Here is a 19,375-nt window from a genome sequence, read left to right on the forward strand (position 1 = left end):
TTGCCTGAGAGCGGACGCCGGGGATACCTGACCCGATACTTAGTGGAATTGTGGGAGAGCCGCCAGCGCCGGTCGGAACTCGTTGGCTAGCATATCCTTGGCCCAGTTGCCAATTCCTTCGAGCTTAGAGAGGTGACTGAGGGCTTGGCCCAAGCGATTCACGAGCGCAGGCGATCCGCTCGCGGCGGCCTCTCTGACCCAAGCATCTCGATCAACGCCAGGTATGTCTTTCGACAGTAGTTCGGCGATCGACCAGGTAATTGGTTCGGCAATCCCATTCTGGAGGCAGGATATGGAGCCACCTTCGATCTCGTGAGTATGAAACCCTTCAAGATCTGAACCAGGACGTCTGAGAACCTCTGTGCAACCACCCAGTTCCAGCAGAAGGGGGGCAGCGAGATTGAACAAACTGCCGTCCTCTTCTTGGAAGGCTACGCGATATTCGCGAAGCTGAGACAGTATTAGCCAGCCATCCATATTGGCTACTGTCGTGAGGTCGTCATCTTCAATGGGAACGGTCAGAGTTTGCGCTGCGCTTCCTCGGGTACTCAGTGTCAGCATACCGTCTCGTCCGATATTCACATCGACCAAGCCCACGCTGGGCAGGAGAGTCACCATCCGCGAACCGGCGGGCAATTTCTCTCGGCGTGGCGGCAGGCGCAGCAACGAGTTGATGAGTTCGATGTACAGCCTGCCTCCCAAATCGGGAATGGCTCTTGAAATTGCATGGGCGCAGATAGCATCGCCAAAAAAAATCTTGGAGCCGATGGCTATCAACCACTTGGCAGCCTCTTGCGAGTCCTTGCCTACCTTTTTCGGAAGAAGACTTGCTATCCGCGTCGCAATCTGTTGGCCGAATAGCTCCGGAACTCGGAAGACCCACGTCGCTTCGTCAGAGAATGACGCGCCGCGACGCAAGATCCCTGATTGAACTAGATCCTGAACCGCCTGGCGGTCAAGGTGCTGCCGAACGACTTTCTGACGAATCGAGAATAGCTGAAGCGAGCTAAGAACGTCTCCATGGTGGCGTTTCGTATTCAGATCGTTCAGGTACGCCACAGTCAGGCGCTTGAGATCGTCGCGCAACTCGCCGAGATCTGAGAACCTGTCGTCCGCGACGTCAAACATCTGGACCCCGAGAAGCGGAGCGAGGACCGCTCGACGCTCTGGGGAAGCTTCAACCATTTGGTCTGCAACTGCTGCGCGAAGAACCCAAGGGGCGCGCAGCTCGATAGCGTACTGTGCACCGTAGACGAGTCCACCTCCAAGGTCTGCCAGTACCCGCACTGCCGCCTTGAACTCATCGTCGTCGTAGTTCCCTATCTTGATCGTTGAACTGATCCGACCGATCCGTGTCTTCTCACGCCGATTGGGCTTGAGCACCAGCGAGTCGAGATCGTTTTCGTCCAAGGAGACTACGACTCGCAATCCGTCTCCAAAGCTCCACAGCAGTTCATCCAGTTCGCCAAGGAGGACCGCGCTAGCAAGTGGGAGTGTGTCGATGCAAATCACCAGCAACCGGTCGCCTCTGTTCGTCAACTGGCGGACCCACACCCGCGCGTCGTCCGTACTGGCTGGCCAACTGAACTGAGCCGCCAGCACGTTCGCAAGGCGGCGGAACAGACCTTCCCCGCAGGAGGAGCCCTCGACGTAAAGCACGTCCCATTCATCCTGGTCGCTCGTGAGCGCGAGTTCGCGCAAGACCGAGCTCTTACCGGAGAGGGGAGGTCCAGCCAACACTGCTACCTTACGTCCGGAACGCAGTGCCACCCGCACCTCCCGCGTAGCGCGTCTAGGCACGATGAAGCCCTCTACAAAGCGCTCGCCGCCTTCCCAGCCCGAAGTGAGCTCAGCAAGTTCATTCGAGGTCAGGGCTTTCACCGCGGACGTTGCCAGATCCGTTCCGAGCAGCTTGCTGATGGCGGTCGATACCCCCGTCCGCGCTGCTGTGGCAGCCGTCTTAACTCTTTGCGCGAGTTCGACTGCTTCGAGAGTCGTGCCTTCGAGACGCGCCATGTCATGCGTCTGGAAGATTCGCGTGTCCGTTCCGTTCGTGATGACCACAAGGGGCGCCTGAGCCAAAAGTGCGTAGGAACGCCCCTGCTCTTCATCGGCTGGCGTAATTGCAAGTCCTTCCCGCTTCAGCTCCAGGACCGCAAGCGGGGTCTCCTTCTGGTAAACGAGGATGTCTGCGCGACCCTCCACATAGTCCGCGGTTCCTGCATCAAACACCGTGTGCCCCAACTGCACTTTGAATCGCAGCTGGTGGCGCAGGTCCATGGTTCCAATGAAGACGCGGCTGAGTGTCGCGTTGATACGCGACTCGAGTTGAGCCTCTGTCGGTGTGGTTGTCGTTATCGGCACGCGCTAATACCCCTTTGCAGTTCGAAATTTTCTCTGAGTCGGCATTCAGCGCAAGTATCGGACAAACGCCGAACCGACAGGGGTGAGTCCTGCTGCAATAGAGACGAGACGTCCTTCAACTATGTCATCCAGTTGACTCTGACGATGACATACGCCGCCAACAGCAGCGTGAATGCGGTGGAAAGGTCTGCCCCATTTAACGCCTTTCGGCGTCGAGGTCGACGAGATGTTTGAGTTGGTACCGACCGCTCTTTGTCGCACTTCCGCCCATCGCATCAGGACGGTCGACCGGCAGCAATCGCTGCGCAGCTGCCCTCCGACACTGAAGATCCGGTTCGGATCACTCATCGTCGAAGGCGGATTATTCGGTTTCGGCTAATTTTGCTGCCGCACCTCGTCTGCCCAATTTTCTAACCTCGGCAATTCGTTCTAGCTGGCTTGCCCTGGGTTTAGATGTCCCCTTTTCCCAGTGGTAAACGGTTTGAAGGGAAACGTCGAGAATTTTCCCCATGTCTGCAGCTGACAGACCAAGCTTCTTACGCAGGCTCGCAAAGCCCGCAGCACGAAAACGCAGCTTCGGGTTGTCGTTTGGCGTCTCACTGACGGCAGTAGTCGCGCTCTTGCCTAGGCTGAAAATCTTCTTCTCCTGTGCAGTCAGCTCTCGTTTCAGTTTGGCTATTTCGCTACGGTATTGGGCTGCAGCTTTCTTCAGGCTTTCGACTTCGGCACGGATCTCTTTTCGAGCTAGACGTGTTATTTCCGATTTCAGAAGGCTTGTAATATTTGCCATATCGGTCCTGGTAGCTTTTGTACAGACAATAAAAAAATCGAGTAGATGAGTCGTGAACGCCATCACAGCATTTGATATCTGGCCGTTTCTTACCAGAATCATCTTTTAACAGAGATGCGGTTGAACGCCTAGAAGAGGCTGACTCCGGTCACTTGGTCTCGATTCCCTAGTGACTATTGGTATCGGAACCAGTCATTGATCATTCTGCAGGCTTGCTGGCTGCTTCGAGTCGAAAAGTGGATTCACTAGTCACTTTCCTTCCTCGGCCTGTTCTTGCAGCGATTGGGTTTATCAAGGTATAAAGAGTGCAGGCTAATAAAAATGCCTCTGGAGGGAGCAATGCAACAAGAAGATATTTTCTACGAAGACCGGTTCCTTGAAAGTTGGGCTGGCCCCATCGTTACAAATCCCAGTACGGCAATTGTTGAGCTTGTCGCAAATTGCTGGGACGCCTATGCCACCGAAGTCAACATAAGCTGGCCTAATTCGAAGAACCACAAGCAATTCTCCATCTCGGACAACGGCAAGGGCATGACGAAGGCTGAGTTCGATTACATCTGGCGTGCCATGTCCTATGACCGCATCGCCAAGGGCGGTGTCACAACAACACCGCCACTAGGTTTAGAAGGTCTTCCTCGCTTTGTCTTCGGCAAAAATGGCAAGGGTCGGTTCGCCAGCTTTTGCCTCACCACGAACTACCAGATCAATTCGATTAAAGACGGTCAGAAGTTCATCTACAAGGTCAGCAGGACACCCAACAAGCCACTGATCACAGAACTCGTGGAGTTCATTGAAAAGGACGTAGAGGGACATGGTACGACTATCACCGGGGAAGGAGAAATCCCTCAAATCAATCTTTCGGTGGAACAGGCAAGAGAATTACTTGGTGGGCGGTTCCTTGCTAATCCGTCCTTCAAGGTCATCCTGAATGGATCACCGATTTCGTTTGCCGACATAAGCAAGTCATCTCTATCTATCGTAGAAGTTGAAGTGCAAAACTACGGAACGGTCAAGATCTATCACATTGATACCCGCAAGGCAGACAAGACGACGAAGCAGCATGGCATAGCGTGGTGGGTGATGAACCGTGCTGTGGGTGAGTGCCGTTGGCGTGGTACTGACGTTGAACGCATTCTTGATGGTAGAACAGAGAAGGCCAAACGCTTTACCTTTATCGTTCAAGCAGACTTCCTTAATAAGGAAAACGCCGTAAAGGAAGATTGGTCGGGCTTCGTTGAAATGAACCCGGCATGGGAAGCGACCAGGCCAATCGTCCAAGACAAGATTCGGGAAATCATTGACAACACCAATGCGGCCGAACGCGAAGAGAAACGTAGTGCTGTCCTTGAGCAAGTAGGGCAGTCGGTCAACGCCCTTCCTCTTCTGAGCAAGGATCGTGTGACCACGTTCGTCAATGAGGTTGTGGATACCTGCCCGAACTTCGGTGAGCAAGAGATCGTGCAACTGACAGGTATTCTGGCGAAACTGGAGAAGAGTAAGTCTCAGTATGGTTTGCTAGAAATCCTGCACAAACAAGACCCGCATGACCTCGACGCTCTTCACGAAGTACTGAGCCAGTGGACCATTGGCATGGCGAAGGTCGTTCTTGACGAAATTCAGGGCCGCCTGAAGGTCATTAACGAACTTCGGATCAAGATTCAGGTAGCAGGTATCGATGAAGTCAAAGAACTTCAACCGCTATTTTCCAAGGGCCTGTGGATGTTCGGGGACAAGTTTGAATCTATTCACTTCACATCAAACAAGGGCATGACAACGGTCATCCGCGAGTTGTTTGACGGTAAGGCTGACAAGGCTTCATTGAATCGGCCAGACTTTGTGATACGCGGCGATGGAAGCACAGGTTTTTACTCGCTTCCATCCTACAACGAGGATCACCAAGAGGTAGGCGTTGGTCACCTAGTCATCGTAGATCTGAAGACCACCAAGCTTTCACTCGGGTCCAAGGAAAAAGAGCAAATTTGGAAGTATGTGAAGGAGTTGAGGAAGAAGGGTTATATCCAAGCGGAGACGAGGATAGATGGTTTTGTTCTTGGAGATCAGATTGAGAGTGGTGAAGGCGGCACCCGCACGGAAGACAACGACAAGGTGAAGATTCAACCCTTGCTGTACAGCGTTATCTTGAACCGGGCTGAACAACGCCTTCTGAAGCTCTATGAAAAGGTAAAGGAAGCTCCGTTCCTTGTGGCACAGCAGGAAGAGTTGAACAAGTTCATTGAGCCCATCGCCGTACAGCAGCCTGCCTTTCTGGGGCGGAACCAGTGGCGGCAAAATGACTTCTTCCTTGAACTAGATTGCTGCCTACAACAACTTCTTTGCGGCGTTGAACAGCAAGAACAAGGCGTTTTACGTCAGCAGTGCCACGTTCGGCCGCATGGTTCAACAGGTCAACCCTGGATCACCCAGCTACCAGCAGCTCACGCCATTGAGGCAAAGTCAAGGCAAGTCCAGCTCGCGTTTTTTTCGTTACCTTTCCATTCATGGCATAGAAACTAGGTAGGGAGAGACATGACAGATATTGACGACGAAGACCCTAAAGTTCGCCGCAATTTGGTGGCTTTCAGTTCGGCCATCCTGCTTTTCGCGTGGCTGGAGTTGCCAATGAAGGCGGTTACGGAAAAATTCGTATCAACGAGTTGGTCCGCCGAGCCATTGCGAGTGTGGCTGGCGATCGCCGGGGTACTGATCTACCTTGCAATGCGCTTTCACTTCATAGGCGGAGGCAAAGAAGCATTCAGTACGTTAGGGGATGGGTTCCTGACTGACCTACATTGGCAAGTCGGTGCTTACATGAAACGCATTGAAGATGCACCTGCTAGTCGAAAGCAAATGCGTCACCCACTCGCCGACGCAGTGGACTTTGGTATACGCACCTTTGCTGTGTCAGGCAAGGCAACACCTGACGCTTTACACCACGTCCACGTAAAGCCGCAGGGGTACGACAGTGGTAAGACTTGGCGTTTCTCGGGTGTCGCGGAGATCAACTTGGAATTTTTCAGCAAGGCCGATCGTGTAGAGCCCGTGCTTGATAGCAAAGAATTCGAAGTGAGCTACTCGCTTCCTTTCTGGCTGCGAGCATGGTACCTGCTGAAAGCCGCTTGGACGTCCTTCATTTTTTCAGAGCGGGCAATTACTGGGATGGCCCCAGTGTGGCTAGCGACTACAGCTAGTTTCGTGACAGGGCTGCGGCTTGGGACACTTTGGTCTGCCTAGCTGATGTGTGTAACACCAGAAAAAATCATGAATGGTCTCTGTGAAATTCGATCCGAATCAGTCGGACCGTTTTCCACCTACCCTTTCCGTCAAGGGGCAAAGTGTCGCAAGACGCACTTTGCTCCCGACATCCCTCCGGTTTCAGTAGCACTTGTCTTTGAAATCTGTTCGTTTTCGCTATAGTCCCGTCCCTCACGGAGATGATTAATGCCGAGCGACCCCGTCCTCGTTTATCAGGCGCTCGCCCCTTGCTGCCTCTACCAAACGGACAAACCAAAACCAGCAATCTTCGCGGAAGTGGATTGATGAATCGATAATATGCAATACCTCCTCCCGTGAGTATGCGCGTAGCATATCTGCAACGTAACGCAGATTGTTCAGTTGAAGAGGCGCATCCAGGACGCGCGTCATGAGCTCCTCATGCACGGCGCGGTGCATAGGGTTGGCCGTAGCGGCCAGCCGATACAACAAGCTATCTTGGTCAATTTCGCTCGATGCAATACAGCATTGGAGTGCCTCAACAGGAAACAGATCGAAGCCATCGGCGAACACTTGTGGAATGAGCGCAGCGAGGGAAGGCACCGCAAGCATGCGATCCAGCAGTCGAGCGCTGTAAGTAGCAGTTCCATTCAACGCCATCAATACCGCAGCCGCGCGCTTGTCGTCGAGATGGTGCACGACACAGTCAATGGCTAAGTCTGGAGAAAGAGCCAAAAATTGTGGAGTGAAGTGATCCTCCCATCGGTTCATCACACTATGAAGTGCGATCCAATAGGGAAAAGGATGTTCGATACCATCGCGTGTCTTTATGCGAAGCACGAGACCAGATCTCTTCTGCCAATCCTCGTAGAGTAAAAGCGCTTGTCGGATGTGGTATGTCGGCAGAGCATTCGGCTGCTTCGCGATGAACATTACAAGGTGGGGAATGCCCTTTGGGTAGACTCGCGCAGTAGCGTTAAGCACATCCTGCATAGCCTTGGGCCGCATCGGACTACCTAGCCGCCGCCAGATCTCATCGATTAGTGTGTCAGGCGCAGTCGAAAGCCAGCGCATGTGGGCAAGCGCGGGGATGTGGTGGATGCCCGCGAAGGACTGGGGCAGTTGTTCAATCAGTTCCGGTAGCAGGGCCTCGCCATGACGTGCAATTAATACCCGCCAACCAGCCTCGTCATGACCTGCGGCGATCCAGGCCCGCGCTGTTTCGTCATCAATCTCAAACGAGAGCACCTCAGCAAGTTTGTGATGATGAGCAGCACCAGTTGCTAAAGCTACACGCTGATAGCGGGCTACCCATGGTGAGCCACATTCCACAATAGCAAAACCGAGCAGTTCTTGTGCACGTGGCCCCATAGAAGGGAAACGAGAGAGTAGTAACCCTAATATATCGTCATCACCGCAGCCGACGAGCACTCTGTTGAGTTCGATCCATCCACTGGAATTTAGTGCTACAACAGATTCGACCAAGCGTTCGTATTCGATAGCGATGAATCGAGCCAGGCTTCTGTTGCTGCGTCTTGTTGCTGCGGCCCGAAGTAGCCAGGGGTGTGAAGCAATGACAGTGTCAAGATGCGGATGAACCCATTGCGGCACATCGCCGCAGCAGCCAAGCGCGGTTGCTGCCGCCTCTGCCCAACTTATTCGACCTGTTGCTGCAACTTGCTCAAGCCAAGGGCTCCACTCTGGCCCTCCCCTTTCGGCGATTGCATTGAGGACAAGGTCGCTATTCGGTGACCCTAGCCAGTCGGCAAGCGTAGCCCGCTGCGCATATAAGGCGTTTGGGCGGAGCGCCTGTTTCCACTCAGGGAGATACAGTTTGGATCGGCCAAGTTCAGCGAGCACCTCCAGAGCGGGGCGAAAAAAATCCGGGCGCGAGCCTTCCAGCGCAGCCATGGCGGCGCGATTGCGCACGGCTAGCCGAGGATCTGCAAAAGCGCGAGAGAACGATTCTGTTAGGAGCGAGAGAGGTCGTTCAACACTGCGACTTGTTTCGAGAACGGCTGCCAGGACAATATCTTCCTCAACTATTGCATTGACGTCGCTCTCTGCAGCACGTCCACCTGCTTGGATGGCCAGAGCATAGCTCTCGCGCGTCCGGAGCGGGCTTATCGCACGCTTGGCGACGGCGTCTTCCAGCAAGCCGCGTCCTGCAAGCCAGCTCCAGTAAAGGTCGTGGACAGGAACTGCCTGACCGCTACGTTCCAGAATAGTACCGAGGCTTCTCAGTAGACTAACCGGGTCTGTAATGCCCGCCTTCACTGATCGAATTTGGAGCTCATTCACGAGGCGCCCAAAAGATCGTGTTCCTGCTAGAGATAAGTCGGCTACGGCTCCAGCGAGCACCTGTGTAAAGCTCTCGGGTAACCCGTGCATAAGGTGCTCGTGGAATTGACGCAAGAGGTCGCCGGTCGTCGCAGAGCGTATACCTGAAAGAATTTGAATGGACAGAAGGAGAGGCAGTCGCAGAAGGTCGATCACCGAACTAGGTGGAAGCGGTTCACTTGGCGCTGCAGCAGCGAATACACGCGCCACTTGGTCAGGTGAAAGCAGATCGAGAGACCATTGCTTAAAAGCGCCGTCGTCGATGTCTACGAATTTGGCCGTCACAACCAAACGTGAGCTTCGTAGAGCACGCAGCGCGCGTCGTTTCTCACCTGCTTGTGCAGTTCCTGAAAACTCGGACCAGCTATCAATGAAAACGCAAATTCGAGGATCTTGGAATAGGGCAGATAGTTCGATCCCTGGTGCCGCCTCTGTGATCATTACCTCTAGGTCGCGCCAGCCTGTCACTTGCCCCGCAGGAAGATACAGCGGAACGGTCGTACCGGCTTTGAGTAATTTATTTGCTGCATGCCAGAGAGCATGTGTCTTGCCAGAGCCTGGCTGTCCGATGATGACGTGTTTTTTCTCCGAAAGACCAATTAGCCCCACTAGCGACACACTCGATGGATCCCCGTTAGGCTTTATTTCAATGAGACGTGGCTCGATTGAGAATGCTTCCATAAGAGCATCTCGAGCCGAGGCCTCGGCTGCGGGGTAAAGCAGGTCTATCGATAGCGGGGCGCCAATCTCAATCAACGACTGTGCTAAGCCACGTAACTCTTCAACGGACAGAATGGTAATTGGTCGTGCGACGCGCTCACCCAGCAGATTTACGGCGACGCTTGACGGAACAGCGATTGCCGTCGCACTCTCAAGGCAAGCCTGAAGTTGTGCTCTATTTAAGCGACGCAGAGCCTTCCCAAGTGCGCACGCAACGATATCGCGGAAAACAGCATCGTAGGCGCGACGGGCCATGTCTGCAGTCGCCTGGAACTCACCTCGGCGCGCGACTAACGTTCGCCGGTTGGCCTCCTCGAGAGCGTGCCAATCCGGAGCACCGCATGCAAACGTCACTGGGCCGAGAAGTTCGGCCTTGAGCTGATCGGGAGGGCTATTCGCGACAAAATACCGAAGCTCCTCAGACAGGGGACGCTTAAGAAGAGCCACGCGGAGCTCTTCAACTTCGTCTTCGGAGGTGGCAACTTCCCAAGCGATCAGGCCAGCCACTCCGGAAGGCAAAGCATCCTTTTGCTCCTGTCCGATGCCCGATGTTGTCAGAAACACGAGCCTTACTTCCCGCCCAGGGTTGCTGGCACGAAGTCTATACAGTGCCTCAATGGCGGCCAGAACATCTGGCGAGTTCAGCGTTATCGATCTGGACTCGCGCGTGTCTTTTACCTGCGTGGCTCTAAGCACTTCATCGACCCTGCCCGGTTCGCGTAGAAGTTCGGTGTAGTCCTCGGCAACTTCTAGGTAGAGTTCATCGTGCGCTCCTAACGCCAACCATGCTGCGGCCGAGGCGTGGAGCTGGTAGACATAGCCCCTAAGCGACGCAGTAGCTTGTCTGCCCAATTCTTCGGGCGGAACACTCCATATCTGAGACGCATCTCCTAAGTAAGAAACGGGCGTGGTCGGCATGGGGTTGGCTCATTAGAAAAAGAGTGGCATAGCCAGACATGAATTTTTTGGTTCAATTCACCGCAGGAAGTGTATTTTCCCCACAGGTATGCCAGCTAATCTAGGTCGACTAACCAGAATCCTTGATTGATCCATCCGGATTGATCAGCCCTGCTGGACGCAGGAACAAAATGTCGAATGATTCCGCATGTTGATAGATGATCCCTGCGAACTCAAATTGAAGACCACGATCCACAAACGCAGGCCCTCCGCTAAGCCCACCTAGTTCTTTGAGGGTAATGGCCTTATCGCTGTCTCCACGGGCCACTGATGAAATCCAGTAGTCACGCTCCAATTGGCAGGACAAGCGATCTGAATGGGAGGTTGTCACCTTAATTCCAGCCGTACTGAATGAGCCGAAAACAAGTTCGTCGTGGGCTACCCATTCTCGCCAAGCACCCGGGAACCCACCAAACATAATTGGCTGCCCTACTTCCACTGGTTCCGGGGGCCATTTGGCAGGTCTGATAACGCGACTCCCGATCTCCCCCTCACGCTGAAGAGCATCAAGTTGCGCTGTCGTGAGCCGGATCGTGACCAAGTCTGTTGTGTCGTTCTTGCAAACCAGTTGGTCCTCGACCGATATTTCAGTCATTCCGATTTGTAGCAGCGCATCACCCAACTCGTTGCGCACGTCGTAGTACGCGTCTATGACGTGGGCACAGGTGACAGCGTAGATACCGCTGGGTAGCTCTAAAAGCGTGGCAGTACCGTTAAAGACTTTGGTTGTACCGCTCTTTCGTGGTCTTCCTCCTAAAAATACAGCTTTGCAATACTGCAACGGGTACTTGACCATGATCTCACCGCCGGGACCAGTGGCGAAGCGTCGCCCTTGCTCTTCTGACATGAACTGCAACGGATATGTCACGAGGTTGAAGACGAGTTAAAGATCTGGCGGAAAACCGGGTAACTTAGACGGATCGCTATCGTTGAAGGTTCCTTTCCGCAAATTTCCGATGAAATCGGTGACTGTTGTGACGTCTTTTGCGATCAATGACCTACGATTAGGCTCAAGTAAAGCAACAGAGGGTGGAAAAAATTCATCCCACCCGTCCCAGCGATTCGGCCAAGGCAGGACACGCACACTCCCCGCCTTCGTCTGGTAAACCACCCAGGCTCCTCCATCCTTGAGTGGGAAGAGAAAAAACGAGGCATGAGGCTTTGCATCTGGCGCCCAACTCCAGCCCTGAACTGACTTCGGGGTTACCAGAGGAGGACTCAACGCAAAGCGACGCAACTGCTCAAACGCGTCAGTATTGGAGGTCGAGTTGAGCATGCCTTGACGCTGCTGCTTCCGCATCGATTCCTCTGCCTCTAGCCTGCGATTGGCTTCATCTGCCAATGCATTTACCTCAGCTAGCGCGGCCGAGCGCTGTCCATCCTTATCGGGAAAGTAAATCCATATCCAGCGCAGCGCATGCTGCAGATATTCAGTCGCGATCTTGGTTGAGGTGACTTCGCCTGGCTTGGGTGCAGGGCACCAGCACAAAAGTTTGAAGGCGTTCGGGTTGCCGGCTGCCTCATCGCCCAGAGAGGTACCGAGGTTCTCAGCGCGCACGTCGACGAAGATTTCCAGTTGCGCGCCATTGGCAAGAGGAGCCGTCCCGATCGGATGGGTGCGAGGCGGAAGGGCTTTGGGACCAAAACTATCGGCCCAAGTGATTGCGGCACCTGAAGCCAGCATTAGCCGGGACTCGATCGCTTTGGAGATACTCCTGCGACCGTAGATATGTGGCCTAGTATCTGTGACATGCTCCAAATGGGCCGGAATCGGGAAGGGTGAGCTCGTGCTCAGAATCTGTAATGCCAAACGGCGAAGCAAATTGAGGGCACCGGCGAGACACTCTGGCCGCTCTTGGCCGGCAACGTGGGCGAAATGCCAGATGCGAACGGTGCCTTTTTTTGCTTCAAGACGGCTTGAGCAACTAAGGCAGAAGCACCCACAGGCAAGCCCGGAGGGAACGTCCCCGATGAAACGGGTTTCACCGGTTTCGCTGATTCCTGCAAAGAGGGTGCTCATGAAGGCTTCAGTTCTTTGAAGTGCCCAGAGAGATGGCGTCACAATATGATAAACCTCGGAATTCTGCGCGCATGCAGATAGCTTTCAAGAGTCAAGGTATCGAGTGACGGACAGTAGGACGTCGATGACCAAACTGTAGGGCTAAGAAGCGGAGTGAGATGCAATGTCCGTTTTGTAGAAGTTACCCAGGAATTTCATTTGCAAAGTGCCCGCTCGCATCGCGACCGAAAGGCCAAATGAGAGTGGGCATATGTGATGCGTTTTCAGGCGGCCTCAGAAGTGACCTTGATTGCCAGCTTCTGACTCAGGCCAGTTCGATGCTCGGGTTTGTGCTCTTGAGCATGAGGTAGTCGTTGTTCAGGGGAAGCGTTCTGCGCCTGCTCAGAGTTGTAGAACTCCTCCACGACGCTGGATGCCTCCTCAATCGACTCCTCGAATGCCCCGTTCGCAAAACCCATGCGTGCTGCGTTGTCCAGTCCCTGCTGACTGAAACCAGCCTCCAGCCTGGCCTGTGCCAGAACCTTGGCCTGCTTGATGGCCTCTTCGAGTGCCAGCCCAGTTCGAACTGTCAGGTCGACGTAGTAGATCGCCGACCGATGGCTCTGAGTGGTGGACTTGCCTCGAATCTTTAGTTCCAGCGGCATAGCTGCCAGCACATCGCCCGAAACGCCCTTGAAGTACTGCAGGCGTGCCGCCAGCGTGCGGATGGAGTTGAAAGACGTGGTGCGGAAGATGAATGAGCCCAGCTCATCAAGCGTCGCGTCGTCTCCCCCACCATCGATCACCACGTTCAGGCGACCATAGGGCTTGCACTTGCCCCAGCCAAAGTCGCAGCCCTCAGGTGACGGACAAGCCATTTCCTTGACGCCATCCTCCGTGGCTCGACGACAGGTTTCCCCGTTGCCCACACAGACGGGGCGCCCTGTCTCCTTGTCGAAAGCCGAGAACTCCGCCCGCAGATTCAAGTCCGGGTCATTGAAGAGCACCCGTACTGGAATCGAGCGCAGCTTGGCGTTGGCCTCCTTGCGCAGCTTGCCGTCCATTGGATGCAGCATCCAGCCATCACGGTTCTGGACCTGGGTGGTGATGGTGAACTGGTCATCCTTTTCCGGCAGACGCTTGCCATTCTTCTCCACCACGCGACCGATGGAGATGCGCCCGATGACGGGCGGGGTGATTGCAAGACCTTTGAGCATGGGTTGATTCCTTTCTGATGTTCAAGATGAAGCGGTGACGAGGAATCGCCGCGCTCCGGGTTTGGTAATGACGTAGCGCTCAGCCAAGTCAGGGTGATCGGCCAGGAGACGCTTGAGGTCTACGCCCTCGCTGTCCTTGCTGCGCTTCCAGGAGACCTCGCCGGACTCGAAGACGGCCCGACTGGCGTCGCCCATGGCTTGTTGGATGGATTGAGTGAGCTGGGCTTCTTCTTCCGTCAGTCCAGCGATGCGAGAGCGCAGGGTCAGGAGGTCTGCGAACGTGGTTGACAGGCTGCGCTCCGAGCTGAAGTCCACCGTCGTTCCCGCGTCACGGGGATAGAGGCACCGCAGAGCCTGGTCCGCCGATTCCGAGCCGTCTGCTGGCGGTGGGTTTTCGTCCTGCACGTACTTCCAGAAGCGGGCTTCCAGTTCGATGAGGTTGGCAATCAGCGCGTCGTCCCGCTTGATGCGGTGAACCTCCAGTCGCTGACCGCAGAGCAGCACAGCCACGTCCGCAGCGCGCTTGCCTGTCACGGCCAGTTGGTGCTGTACCTGGATCTGGACGTACTCGGGCACTCCCTGTTTCCAGAGCCTGGCGCCGAACTCTCCCGCCGTCTTGCATTCCAGAATCTGGACTTCGGGCACGCTCACGACCTCACGGTCGAGGTTGGCCAGCATGAAGGCGTATCGGGGATGCTGCAGGATGGCGTTGACCTTGCGCACCTTGTTGCCCGTCTGCTGGGTATAGGCTGCGGCCACGATGGGCTCCAGCAGCGTTCCCCAATAGACGGGCTCCGTGGTGTCGGTCGGATCTGGCTTCTTGAGATCGATATCCCTGCCAGTCTTTTCCATCCAGAGTTCGAGCTGGCTCTTGTAGGGCGACAGGCCCACGGCTGCGGCGGCATCTGAACCGCCGATGCCAGTGCGCCGGACCTCCAGCCAATCCTCCCGCTTGATGTGGCGGGTTTCGACCAGGCGCAAGGCTGGCCGGCGAGCGGTCCCCGCCGATACCTGCTTGAGATGAGACATTGGAAACTCCCAATAAAAAAGCCCCGCCTGAATCTCAGGCGAGGCTTCGGGTTTGCGAAGGTGATTTCGTTGGGGTCAGAGCACGTAGTAGTGGTAGCTGCTCGTCGTGTGGAGCTGTTCGTACTCTAGTTCGAAGCGGTTGTCTTCGACGTGAATGGTCACAGTTCCCTTGCCGCCGTCATTGCGCTCCCAGCCCGGGTGGTTCTGACCCACCCAAGCCAAGACGAAATCCTCCAAGGATTTGTGCAAGAGGCAGGCGCTCTCTTCGAGCTCAAAGCGAACGATGCTGTCCTGGATGCGCTTCAGGACACGGCACTGGATCACCTTCTCGGTTTTGAGCAATCGCGCCATCATCTCCGGCTCGATGGTTGGCTCTGATACCTTCCCGATTCCGCCACGCCCTTCGTAGTCAATGATGACCGTCCGCATGTCCAACTGATGCAGCCGGACCATCAAGGCTTCGCGGTTGAACTTCAGCGCTCGCTCGTGAACCTCACGATCTCCGTTCATGAGTACCTCCTTCTTGAAACAAAAAAAGCAAAAGCCCGGCAGCTTTCGCTGTCGGGCTCTATGACGAGTTGAAAGATCTGCTCAGGCCACCAGCTTCAGGGCTTCTTCCCAGGCTTTCTGCTTGATGGCTGCCCCTTGGCCGAACCAGGCTGCGTCGCGGCGATGGTCATCACTGCGGGCACGGCGGTGATGGTCCACGTACTCGGTAATGCTGTTGAGCAGCCCCCAGGCCGTACCGGTTGCCGAGGCCAACTCGGAGCCCTTGCCACGGCCCGCGTACAGCTCCTGAGCGGCCTTGAGGGCGCTGTCATTGACGGTGAGATTGACCCCTTCGTTGCTGTTAACCGGGTAGGTCAGCACACGACGCAGGAATCCCTCAACCGCTCCATCCTTGATCTTGCAATCGGCCAGAGCCTTCATACGAACCATGAAGCCATCCCAGGAAGAGATGGCAATGCCGAGCTGACGCTTGACGGCCTGGGCATCGAATTGGCTGCGGTGCATGACCTTGATTGCGCCTTCTCCTTCACGCAGGGCGATTTCCAGCGAGTTGCTGCACGTCACTCTAAGAGCGGTGAACTTCGCTGTAGTCGCCAGCGTGCCATCGCAAGCCGTTGCCAGCAGCAGATAGCCATTGACCTTGTCACGACCCTTTAGACAGGCACTTTGGCCGGTCTTGGCCAAGGCCCAGAGCTTGCGGCCTTCTTTGAGGACGCCAGCGGTTTCGAGCTCGAAGCCGCCTGCCTCGGTCAGGTCGCGGTAGAACTCCAGGATCTCCGAAGGCTGAACGACCTGGAAGCGGCTGGAGACGACCGATAGAGGCATCTTGGTGTCCGAGCGGTAGAGGACTCGCTGCTCGGGGAAGGCGCGGATCGAGCCTAGGCCACGGTTGCTGTCGTTGCCGTCCTTGCCCTCGTTGGCAATGAACCGGACATCGGCAGATTCGATGCGCCAGTCCATGCCGGCGCGCTCGGCCCAAACCTCGATGGGTTGCCCGGGCGAGAGTTGGTTGCCCAGGCCATGCCAGGGCGCTTCGTTGGCATAGGCCATCGTTTGTACGAGATGCATGTAGGTGCTCCAAAAGGCATAAAGCCCGGTCAGCTTGCGCTGCCGGGCTTTGTGAGGTGAGGAATGAAAAGATGAAGAGGAAGCGGAATTCAGTCTTGAGACACGCTGAAGGTGTGATCACAACGCAAGCAGTGGTAGTTGTCGAGGACGTTGCTGTCCACGACATCTCCCAGCGCGCTGCCAGCCATACCGCCGACCGTGCCTCCGGCAATACCTGCGAAGACTGCTCCCAGAAAACCGCCCACAGCTGAACCAACGGGGCCGGCAATCGCGCCGACCATTGCGCCCGCTCGCGCGCCGGACAGCGCCGAGAAGAATCCACCAACTGATCCTGCGGCCGCGCCGACCGCACTGCCGACGCGACGGCCTCGGTTCAGGGTTTCGATATTGAAAGAATTGCACTTGGGGCAAGCCATGGGCCTGCCCGGGAAATGGGACATATTCACTCCTGAGTGGGATGCGCCGGTGCAACAAAGCACAGACGAAGGAACCACTATTGGTCCGCTCAGGTAGGGAATATGTGTCTGAAAAAAAATAGAAACCTGAGGTGCTTAGCTCCCCCCCATCATTCCGCCAATCGACTCTTCGGGCCTTAGCGAAAGCAAGAATGGTTAGACAATAGCCTCAGATTTTTTGTTCCACTTCTTATGGCAACGGGTGGCCTCCCAGCTATTTGGAGAGGGCCAAAATCGTTGCCTCAACACTAAAGCCGTTTGCATCGCGGAGGGCAAAATAGGGCAGGTACACTTGCGCAATGAAAAATCTTCGTGCAGTCACGAAGGGCATCCTAAACCGCGTCGAAGAACTTAGCGGCAAGAGCATCCAGTTCGTGCGTGACGAGAATCTTCCTCTTCTTGCAACGCTGCAAATAGCTCGGAACGGCGCGGAGTTTCATGTCCTTCGCTATCAGCCGAGCAACGATCCGCTCGACTACTTAATCGCCTACCAGGCCGGCTTCCTCTTGCGTATGCTCGAGAATCCACCGACACATCGATTCGACTTCGCCCCCTCCCCAGAGGCAGGAAAGTGGGTCGAACCGCTGGTGGCAGCGGGCCAGCCGTTAGATGCACCCGATCGGCAGATGCTGCCGGAGTTCTCCAAGATTGTTGCCCAGTGGGCTCTGATGAACTTGCGGTCGTTCCCTGTCGGGATGCGTATCGACCAGTGGATAGCGTCCGAGTGCCAGGAACTGCTAGAACTACAAGCTTCGAGCATTTCTCTACAGCAACAGCAGAACGTTGACTTGCTAGCTTTCCGTAAGGGGAAACTGACTATCCCGACTACCCTGATGGGCAGCATCGCGGCTTATGCCCTGTTCGCGGACCGCCTGACTGGCCAGGGGACATACGCCATTCCCTATGGTGCGGCGGGCGTGCTTTCTTACGGAGAGCAACTGCTTAAACTTTGGGAAACTGTGCCATCGGGCGCTCAGCACGACTGCGAGCTGGTTGACCAATGGGCGGAAGCCCAAGGCCTTTCCGGCTGGTACACCTGGATTCCCTACCGCCCATGACTGCAAAGCCGTCGCTCTTTACTCTCCCTGTCGAGCGTTTCGACCTGGGCCTGCTTCCTCACGACGCGAGGAATATTGGCTCGGATGCTTTCAAGACTGCGGTCGTAACCCATTTCGCTGTGCAGTACGCAGCTAAGAGGCAACAAGCCGTTGTCTCGGTCAACGACCGCGAGATATTGGTGCTCGTTCTGCCGGATGAATCTGATCCGTTGGACTTCGTAATGACGATGCTCCAGTCTGGACGCATCAAGGAAGCCATGCCATTCCTTGAAGCCTTGGCCAAGGCTGACCCAGACAACGTCCAAATTCTCTACAACCTGGGGATCGCCTACAGCGAACTGGAGCATTTCGACGAAGCCATCATTCGCCTCAAGCGCGCCGTGGCCCTAAACCCGCAGCATGCTCACGCCTGGACTGGCATCGGCGTGGCTTACCAACGAATGGGCAAACGTGCTCAAGCGTTGGAGCCAATGCAGAAAGCCGTTGAGGCAGACCCTTCGGATGGGTACGCACGGCGCAATCTCGCAGCAATCCTATTGGGGGTAGGTCGTGCCGCCGAAGCGCTCGAGCACCTACGAGCAGCCCGAAAGGCGCTTCCTCATGACGCACAGACGCTCTACGGGCTTGCAAGTGCGCTAGAGACTGTTGGTGGTGAATACAACGATGATGAGGCTGACGAGCTTTACCAAGTCGTCATTCAGAAGTTCCCAGGCTCCCAGGTCGCCGAACTTGCCAGAGAGGCTCGTACCAAGAGAGCCGGCAAGAGCATGCGTGAGGCGGTCGGTGGAGGGCTTCGCCCTGACGTGATGATGTACATCGCAGGAGCACTGGATACCTTTTCCCAAGTTGGCCCCGAGAAGAGCCGCCAAATCACGATGGAGGTCGCCATGAAGGGGCAGGACGGCCTTGACATTCACGACCCAGAGCAGAAGTACACCCTGACATCACTGCCAGGAAAGTTCTCGGGTATGCATTTGGTGTCCATCATGTACGCCGGCATGAAGACGATCAACCCCAATATGGATGTTGGCATCGACCTAAGTGCTGAATACGAGGCAGCCAAAGCGATGCGCTGCAACTAGTAAGAACACCATAAGAGGAACAGGGACGGAATGCAGCTTTACGCAGGGACTTCTAAAGACTTCATCTCAGACGCTACGCGCAATGGCATCGCAGCCAAGCTGGAGCGAGCGTTCCTCGACGCCTTTCACTACAAGCCATCCATCCAGGAGGTTCAGTCTTGGCAGAACTCGCTCTTTAGGATGGCGTTTGCGCTGCAGCAAGGCAGTTTCCTAGACCACGGCATCCTTCTGGAATACCAACTCCCTCTGTCTAGTCGCCGCCTGGACTGCATGGTCACAGGTACCAACGCGGGAGGCCACCCATACTCGATCATTGTCGAACTGAAGCAGTGGAGCGATGTCGAGGAGTCCAACGCTGAAGACTGTGTCACCACCTGGATCGCAGGTAGCAAAAAGGACATTCTTCACCCCTCGCGGCAGGTTGGACAGTACGAGGAGTATCTGCGTGACATGCACTCAGTGTTTGTGCGAGGAGAGGTGGGTCTTCGTTCTTGCGCATTCCTGCACAACCTCTCTTACGACCCAAAGAGTGAAATCTTCGCTGAGCGGCACAGACAAGTCTTGAAGCAGTACCCC

Annotated in this window: 14 protein-coding genes; 4 read left to right on the forward strand and 10 right to left on the reverse strand. The window is 55.5% G+C overall.

Features of this window, described 5'->3' with window-relative positions; all coding sequences use genetic code 11:
* Positions 1-39: 39 nt before the first annotated feature.
* Both DW355_RS06640 and DW355_RS06645 read right to left on the reverse strand, forming a co-directional pair.
* A complete protein-coding gene (locus DW355_RS06640; protein WP_131278663.1) occupies positions 40-2,280 on the reverse strand; it encodes a type I restriction enzyme HsdR N-terminal domain-containing protein in 2,241 nt (746 codons plus the stop codon).
* A gap of 445 nt (positions 2,281-2,725) precedes the next feature.
* On the reverse strand, positions 2,726-3,217 hold the full coding sequence (locus tag DW355_RS06645; RefSeq protein WP_347562749.1) for a helix-turn-helix domain-containing protein: 492 nt from the start codon (positions 3,215-3,217) through the stop codon (positions 2,726-2,728).
* 276 nt (positions 3,218-3,493) lie between these two features.
* Between DW355_RS06645 and DW355_RS06650 the strand changes: the two genes are divergently transcribed.
* On the forward strand, positions 3,494-5,668 hold the full coding sequence (locus DW355_RS06650) for an ATP-binding protein (protein ID WP_131278665.1): 2,175 nt from the start codon (positions 3,494-3,496) through the stop codon (positions 5,666-5,668).
* Positions 5,669-5,680: 12 nt separating this feature from the next.
* Positions 5,681-6,385, forward strand: a complete 705-nt coding sequence (locus tag DW355_RS06655; protein ID WP_131278667.1) for a hypothetical protein — start codon at positions 5,681-5,683, stop codon at positions 6,383-6,385.
* Positions 6,386-6,589: 204 nt separating this feature from the next.
* Here the strand turns inward: DW355_RS06655 and DW355_RS06660 are convergent, their stop codons facing one another.
* From DW355_RS06660 to DW355_RS06695, 8 genes are all read right to left on the reverse strand, one after another.
* Positions 6,590-9,988: a hypothetical protein gene (locus tag DW355_RS06660; RefSeq protein WP_131278669.1), complete on the reverse strand. Its 3,399-nt coding sequence runs from the start codon at positions 9,986-9,988 to the stop codon at positions 6,590-6,592.
* Between the two features lie 463 nt (positions 9,989-10,451).
* Complete coding sequence (locus DW355_RS06665) at positions 10,452-11,249, reverse strand: hypothetical protein (RefSeq protein ID WP_131278671.1); 798 nt, start codon at positions 11,247-11,249, stop codon at positions 10,452-10,454.
* A gap of 15 nt (positions 11,250-11,264) precedes the next feature.
* Positions 11,265-12,401 (reverse strand): hypothetical protein, encoded by a 1,137-nt coding sequence (locus DW355_RS06670; RefSeq protein WP_131278673.1) that lies wholly within the window; start codon positions 12,399-12,401, stop codon positions 11,265-11,267.
* 263 nt (positions 12,402-12,664) lie between these two features.
* The gene (locus tag DW355_RS06675) at positions 12,665-13,597 is read right to left on the reverse strand and encodes a hypothetical protein (protein ID WP_131278675.1); all 933 of its coding nucleotides are present in this window, start codon (positions 13,595-13,597) and stop codon (positions 12,665-12,667) included.
* Positions 13,598-13,618: 21 nt separating this feature from the next.
* Positions 13,619-14,626 (reverse strand): YqaJ viral recombinase family protein, encoded by a 1,008-nt coding sequence (locus DW355_RS06680; RefSeq protein WP_131278677.1) that lies wholly within the window; start codon positions 14,624-14,626, stop codon positions 13,619-13,621.
* A gap of 75 nt (positions 14,627-14,701) precedes the next feature.
* Positions 14,702-15,136 (reverse strand): DUF6878 family protein, encoded by a 435-nt coding sequence (locus DW355_RS06685; RefSeq protein ID WP_131278678.1) that lies wholly within the window; start codon positions 15,134-15,136, stop codon positions 14,702-14,704.
* Between the two features lie 81 nt (positions 15,137-15,217).
* Positions 15,218-16,204 carry a DUF932 domain-containing protein gene (locus DW355_RS06690; protein WP_131278680.1) on the reverse strand — a complete coding sequence of 329 codons (987 nt, stop codon included), beginning with the start codon at positions 16,202-16,204 and terminating at the stop codon, positions 15,218-15,220.
* An 89-nt stretch (positions 16,205-16,293) separates the two neighbouring features.
* The gene (locus DW355_RS06695; protein WP_131282410.1) at positions 16,294-16,620 is read right to left on the reverse strand and encodes a hypothetical protein; all 327 of its coding nucleotides are present in this window, start codon (positions 16,618-16,620) and stop codon (positions 16,294-16,296) included.
* A 338-nt stretch (positions 16,621-16,958) separates the two neighbouring features.
* On the opposite strand from DW355_RS06695, the gene DW355_RS06700 reads away from it, so the two are divergent.
* Together DW355_RS06700 and DW355_RS06705 are read left to right on the forward strand one after the other, a co-directional pair.
* Positions 16,959-17,717 carry a hypothetical protein gene (locus DW355_RS06700; RefSeq protein ID WP_131278682.1) on the forward strand — a complete coding sequence of 253 codons (759 nt, stop codon included), beginning with the start codon at positions 16,959-16,961 and terminating at the stop codon, positions 17,715-17,717.
* Positions 17,714-18,799 carry a tetratricopeptide repeat protein gene (locus tag DW355_RS06705; protein ID WP_165493140.1) on the forward strand — a complete coding sequence of 362 codons (1,086 nt, stop codon included), beginning with the start codon at positions 17,714-17,716 and terminating at the stop codon, positions 18,797-18,799. The genes DW355_RS06700 and DW355_RS06705 overlap by 4 nt, the downstream gene beginning before the upstream one ends.
* Positions 18,800-19,375 lie beyond the last annotated feature (576 nt).

The organism is Hylemonella gracilis (assembly GCF_004328645.1).
Lineage (GTDB): Bacteria > Pseudomonadota > Gammaproteobacteria > Burkholderiales > Burkholderiaceae_C > Hylemonella > Hylemonella gracilis_B.

Excerpts from the sequence above, each read along its gene's own strand:
- DW355_RS06680 (WP_131278677.1), bottom strand. The coding sequence starts at position 14,626 with ATGTCTCATCTCAAGCAGGTATCGGCGGGGACCGCTCGCCGGCCAGCC.
- DW355_RS06685 (WP_131278678.1), bottom strand. The coding sequence starts at position 15,136 with ATGAACGGAGATCGTGAGGTTCACGAGCGAGCGCTGAAGTTCAACCGC.
- DW355_RS06650 (WP_131278665.1), top strand. The coding sequence starts at position 3,494 with ATGCAACAAGAAGATATTTTCTACGAAGACCGGTTCCTTGAAAGTTGG.
- DW355_RS06700 (WP_131278682.1), top strand. The coding sequence starts at position 16,959 with ATGAAAAATCTTCGTGCAGTCACGAAGGGCATCCTAAACCGCGTCGAA.
- DW355_RS06640 (WP_131278663.1), bottom strand. The coding sequence starts at position 2,280 with ATGGACCTGCGCCACCAGCTGCGATTCAAAGTGCAGTTGGGGCACACG.
- DW355_RS06675 (WP_131278675.1), bottom strand. The coding sequence starts at position 13,597 with ATGCTCAAAGGTCTTGCAATCACCCCGCCCGTCATCGGGCGCATCTCC.
- DW355_RS06695 (WP_131282410.1), bottom strand. The coding sequence starts at position 16,620 with ATGGCTTGCCCCAAGTGCAATTCTTTCAATATCGAAACCCTGAACCGA.
- DW355_RS06645 (WP_347562749.1), bottom strand. The coding sequence starts at position 3,217 with ATGGCGTTCACGACTCATCTACTCGATTTTTTTATTGTCTGTACAAAA.
- DW355_RS06690 (WP_131278680.1), bottom strand. The coding sequence starts at position 16,204 with ATGCATCTCGTACAAACGATGGCCTATGCCAACGAAGCGCCCTGGCAT.
- DW355_RS06655 (WP_131278667.1), top strand. The coding sequence starts at position 5,681 with ATGACAGATATTGACGACGAAGACCCTAAAGTTCGCCGCAATTTGGTG.
- DW355_RS06705 (WP_165493140.1), top strand. The coding sequence starts at position 17,714 with ATGACTGCAAAGCCGTCGCTCTTTACTCTCCCTGTCGAGCGTTTCGAC.
- DW355_RS06670 (WP_131278673.1), bottom strand. The coding sequence starts at position 12,401 with ATGAGCACCCTCTTTGCAGGAATCAGCGAAACCGGTGAAACCCGTTTC.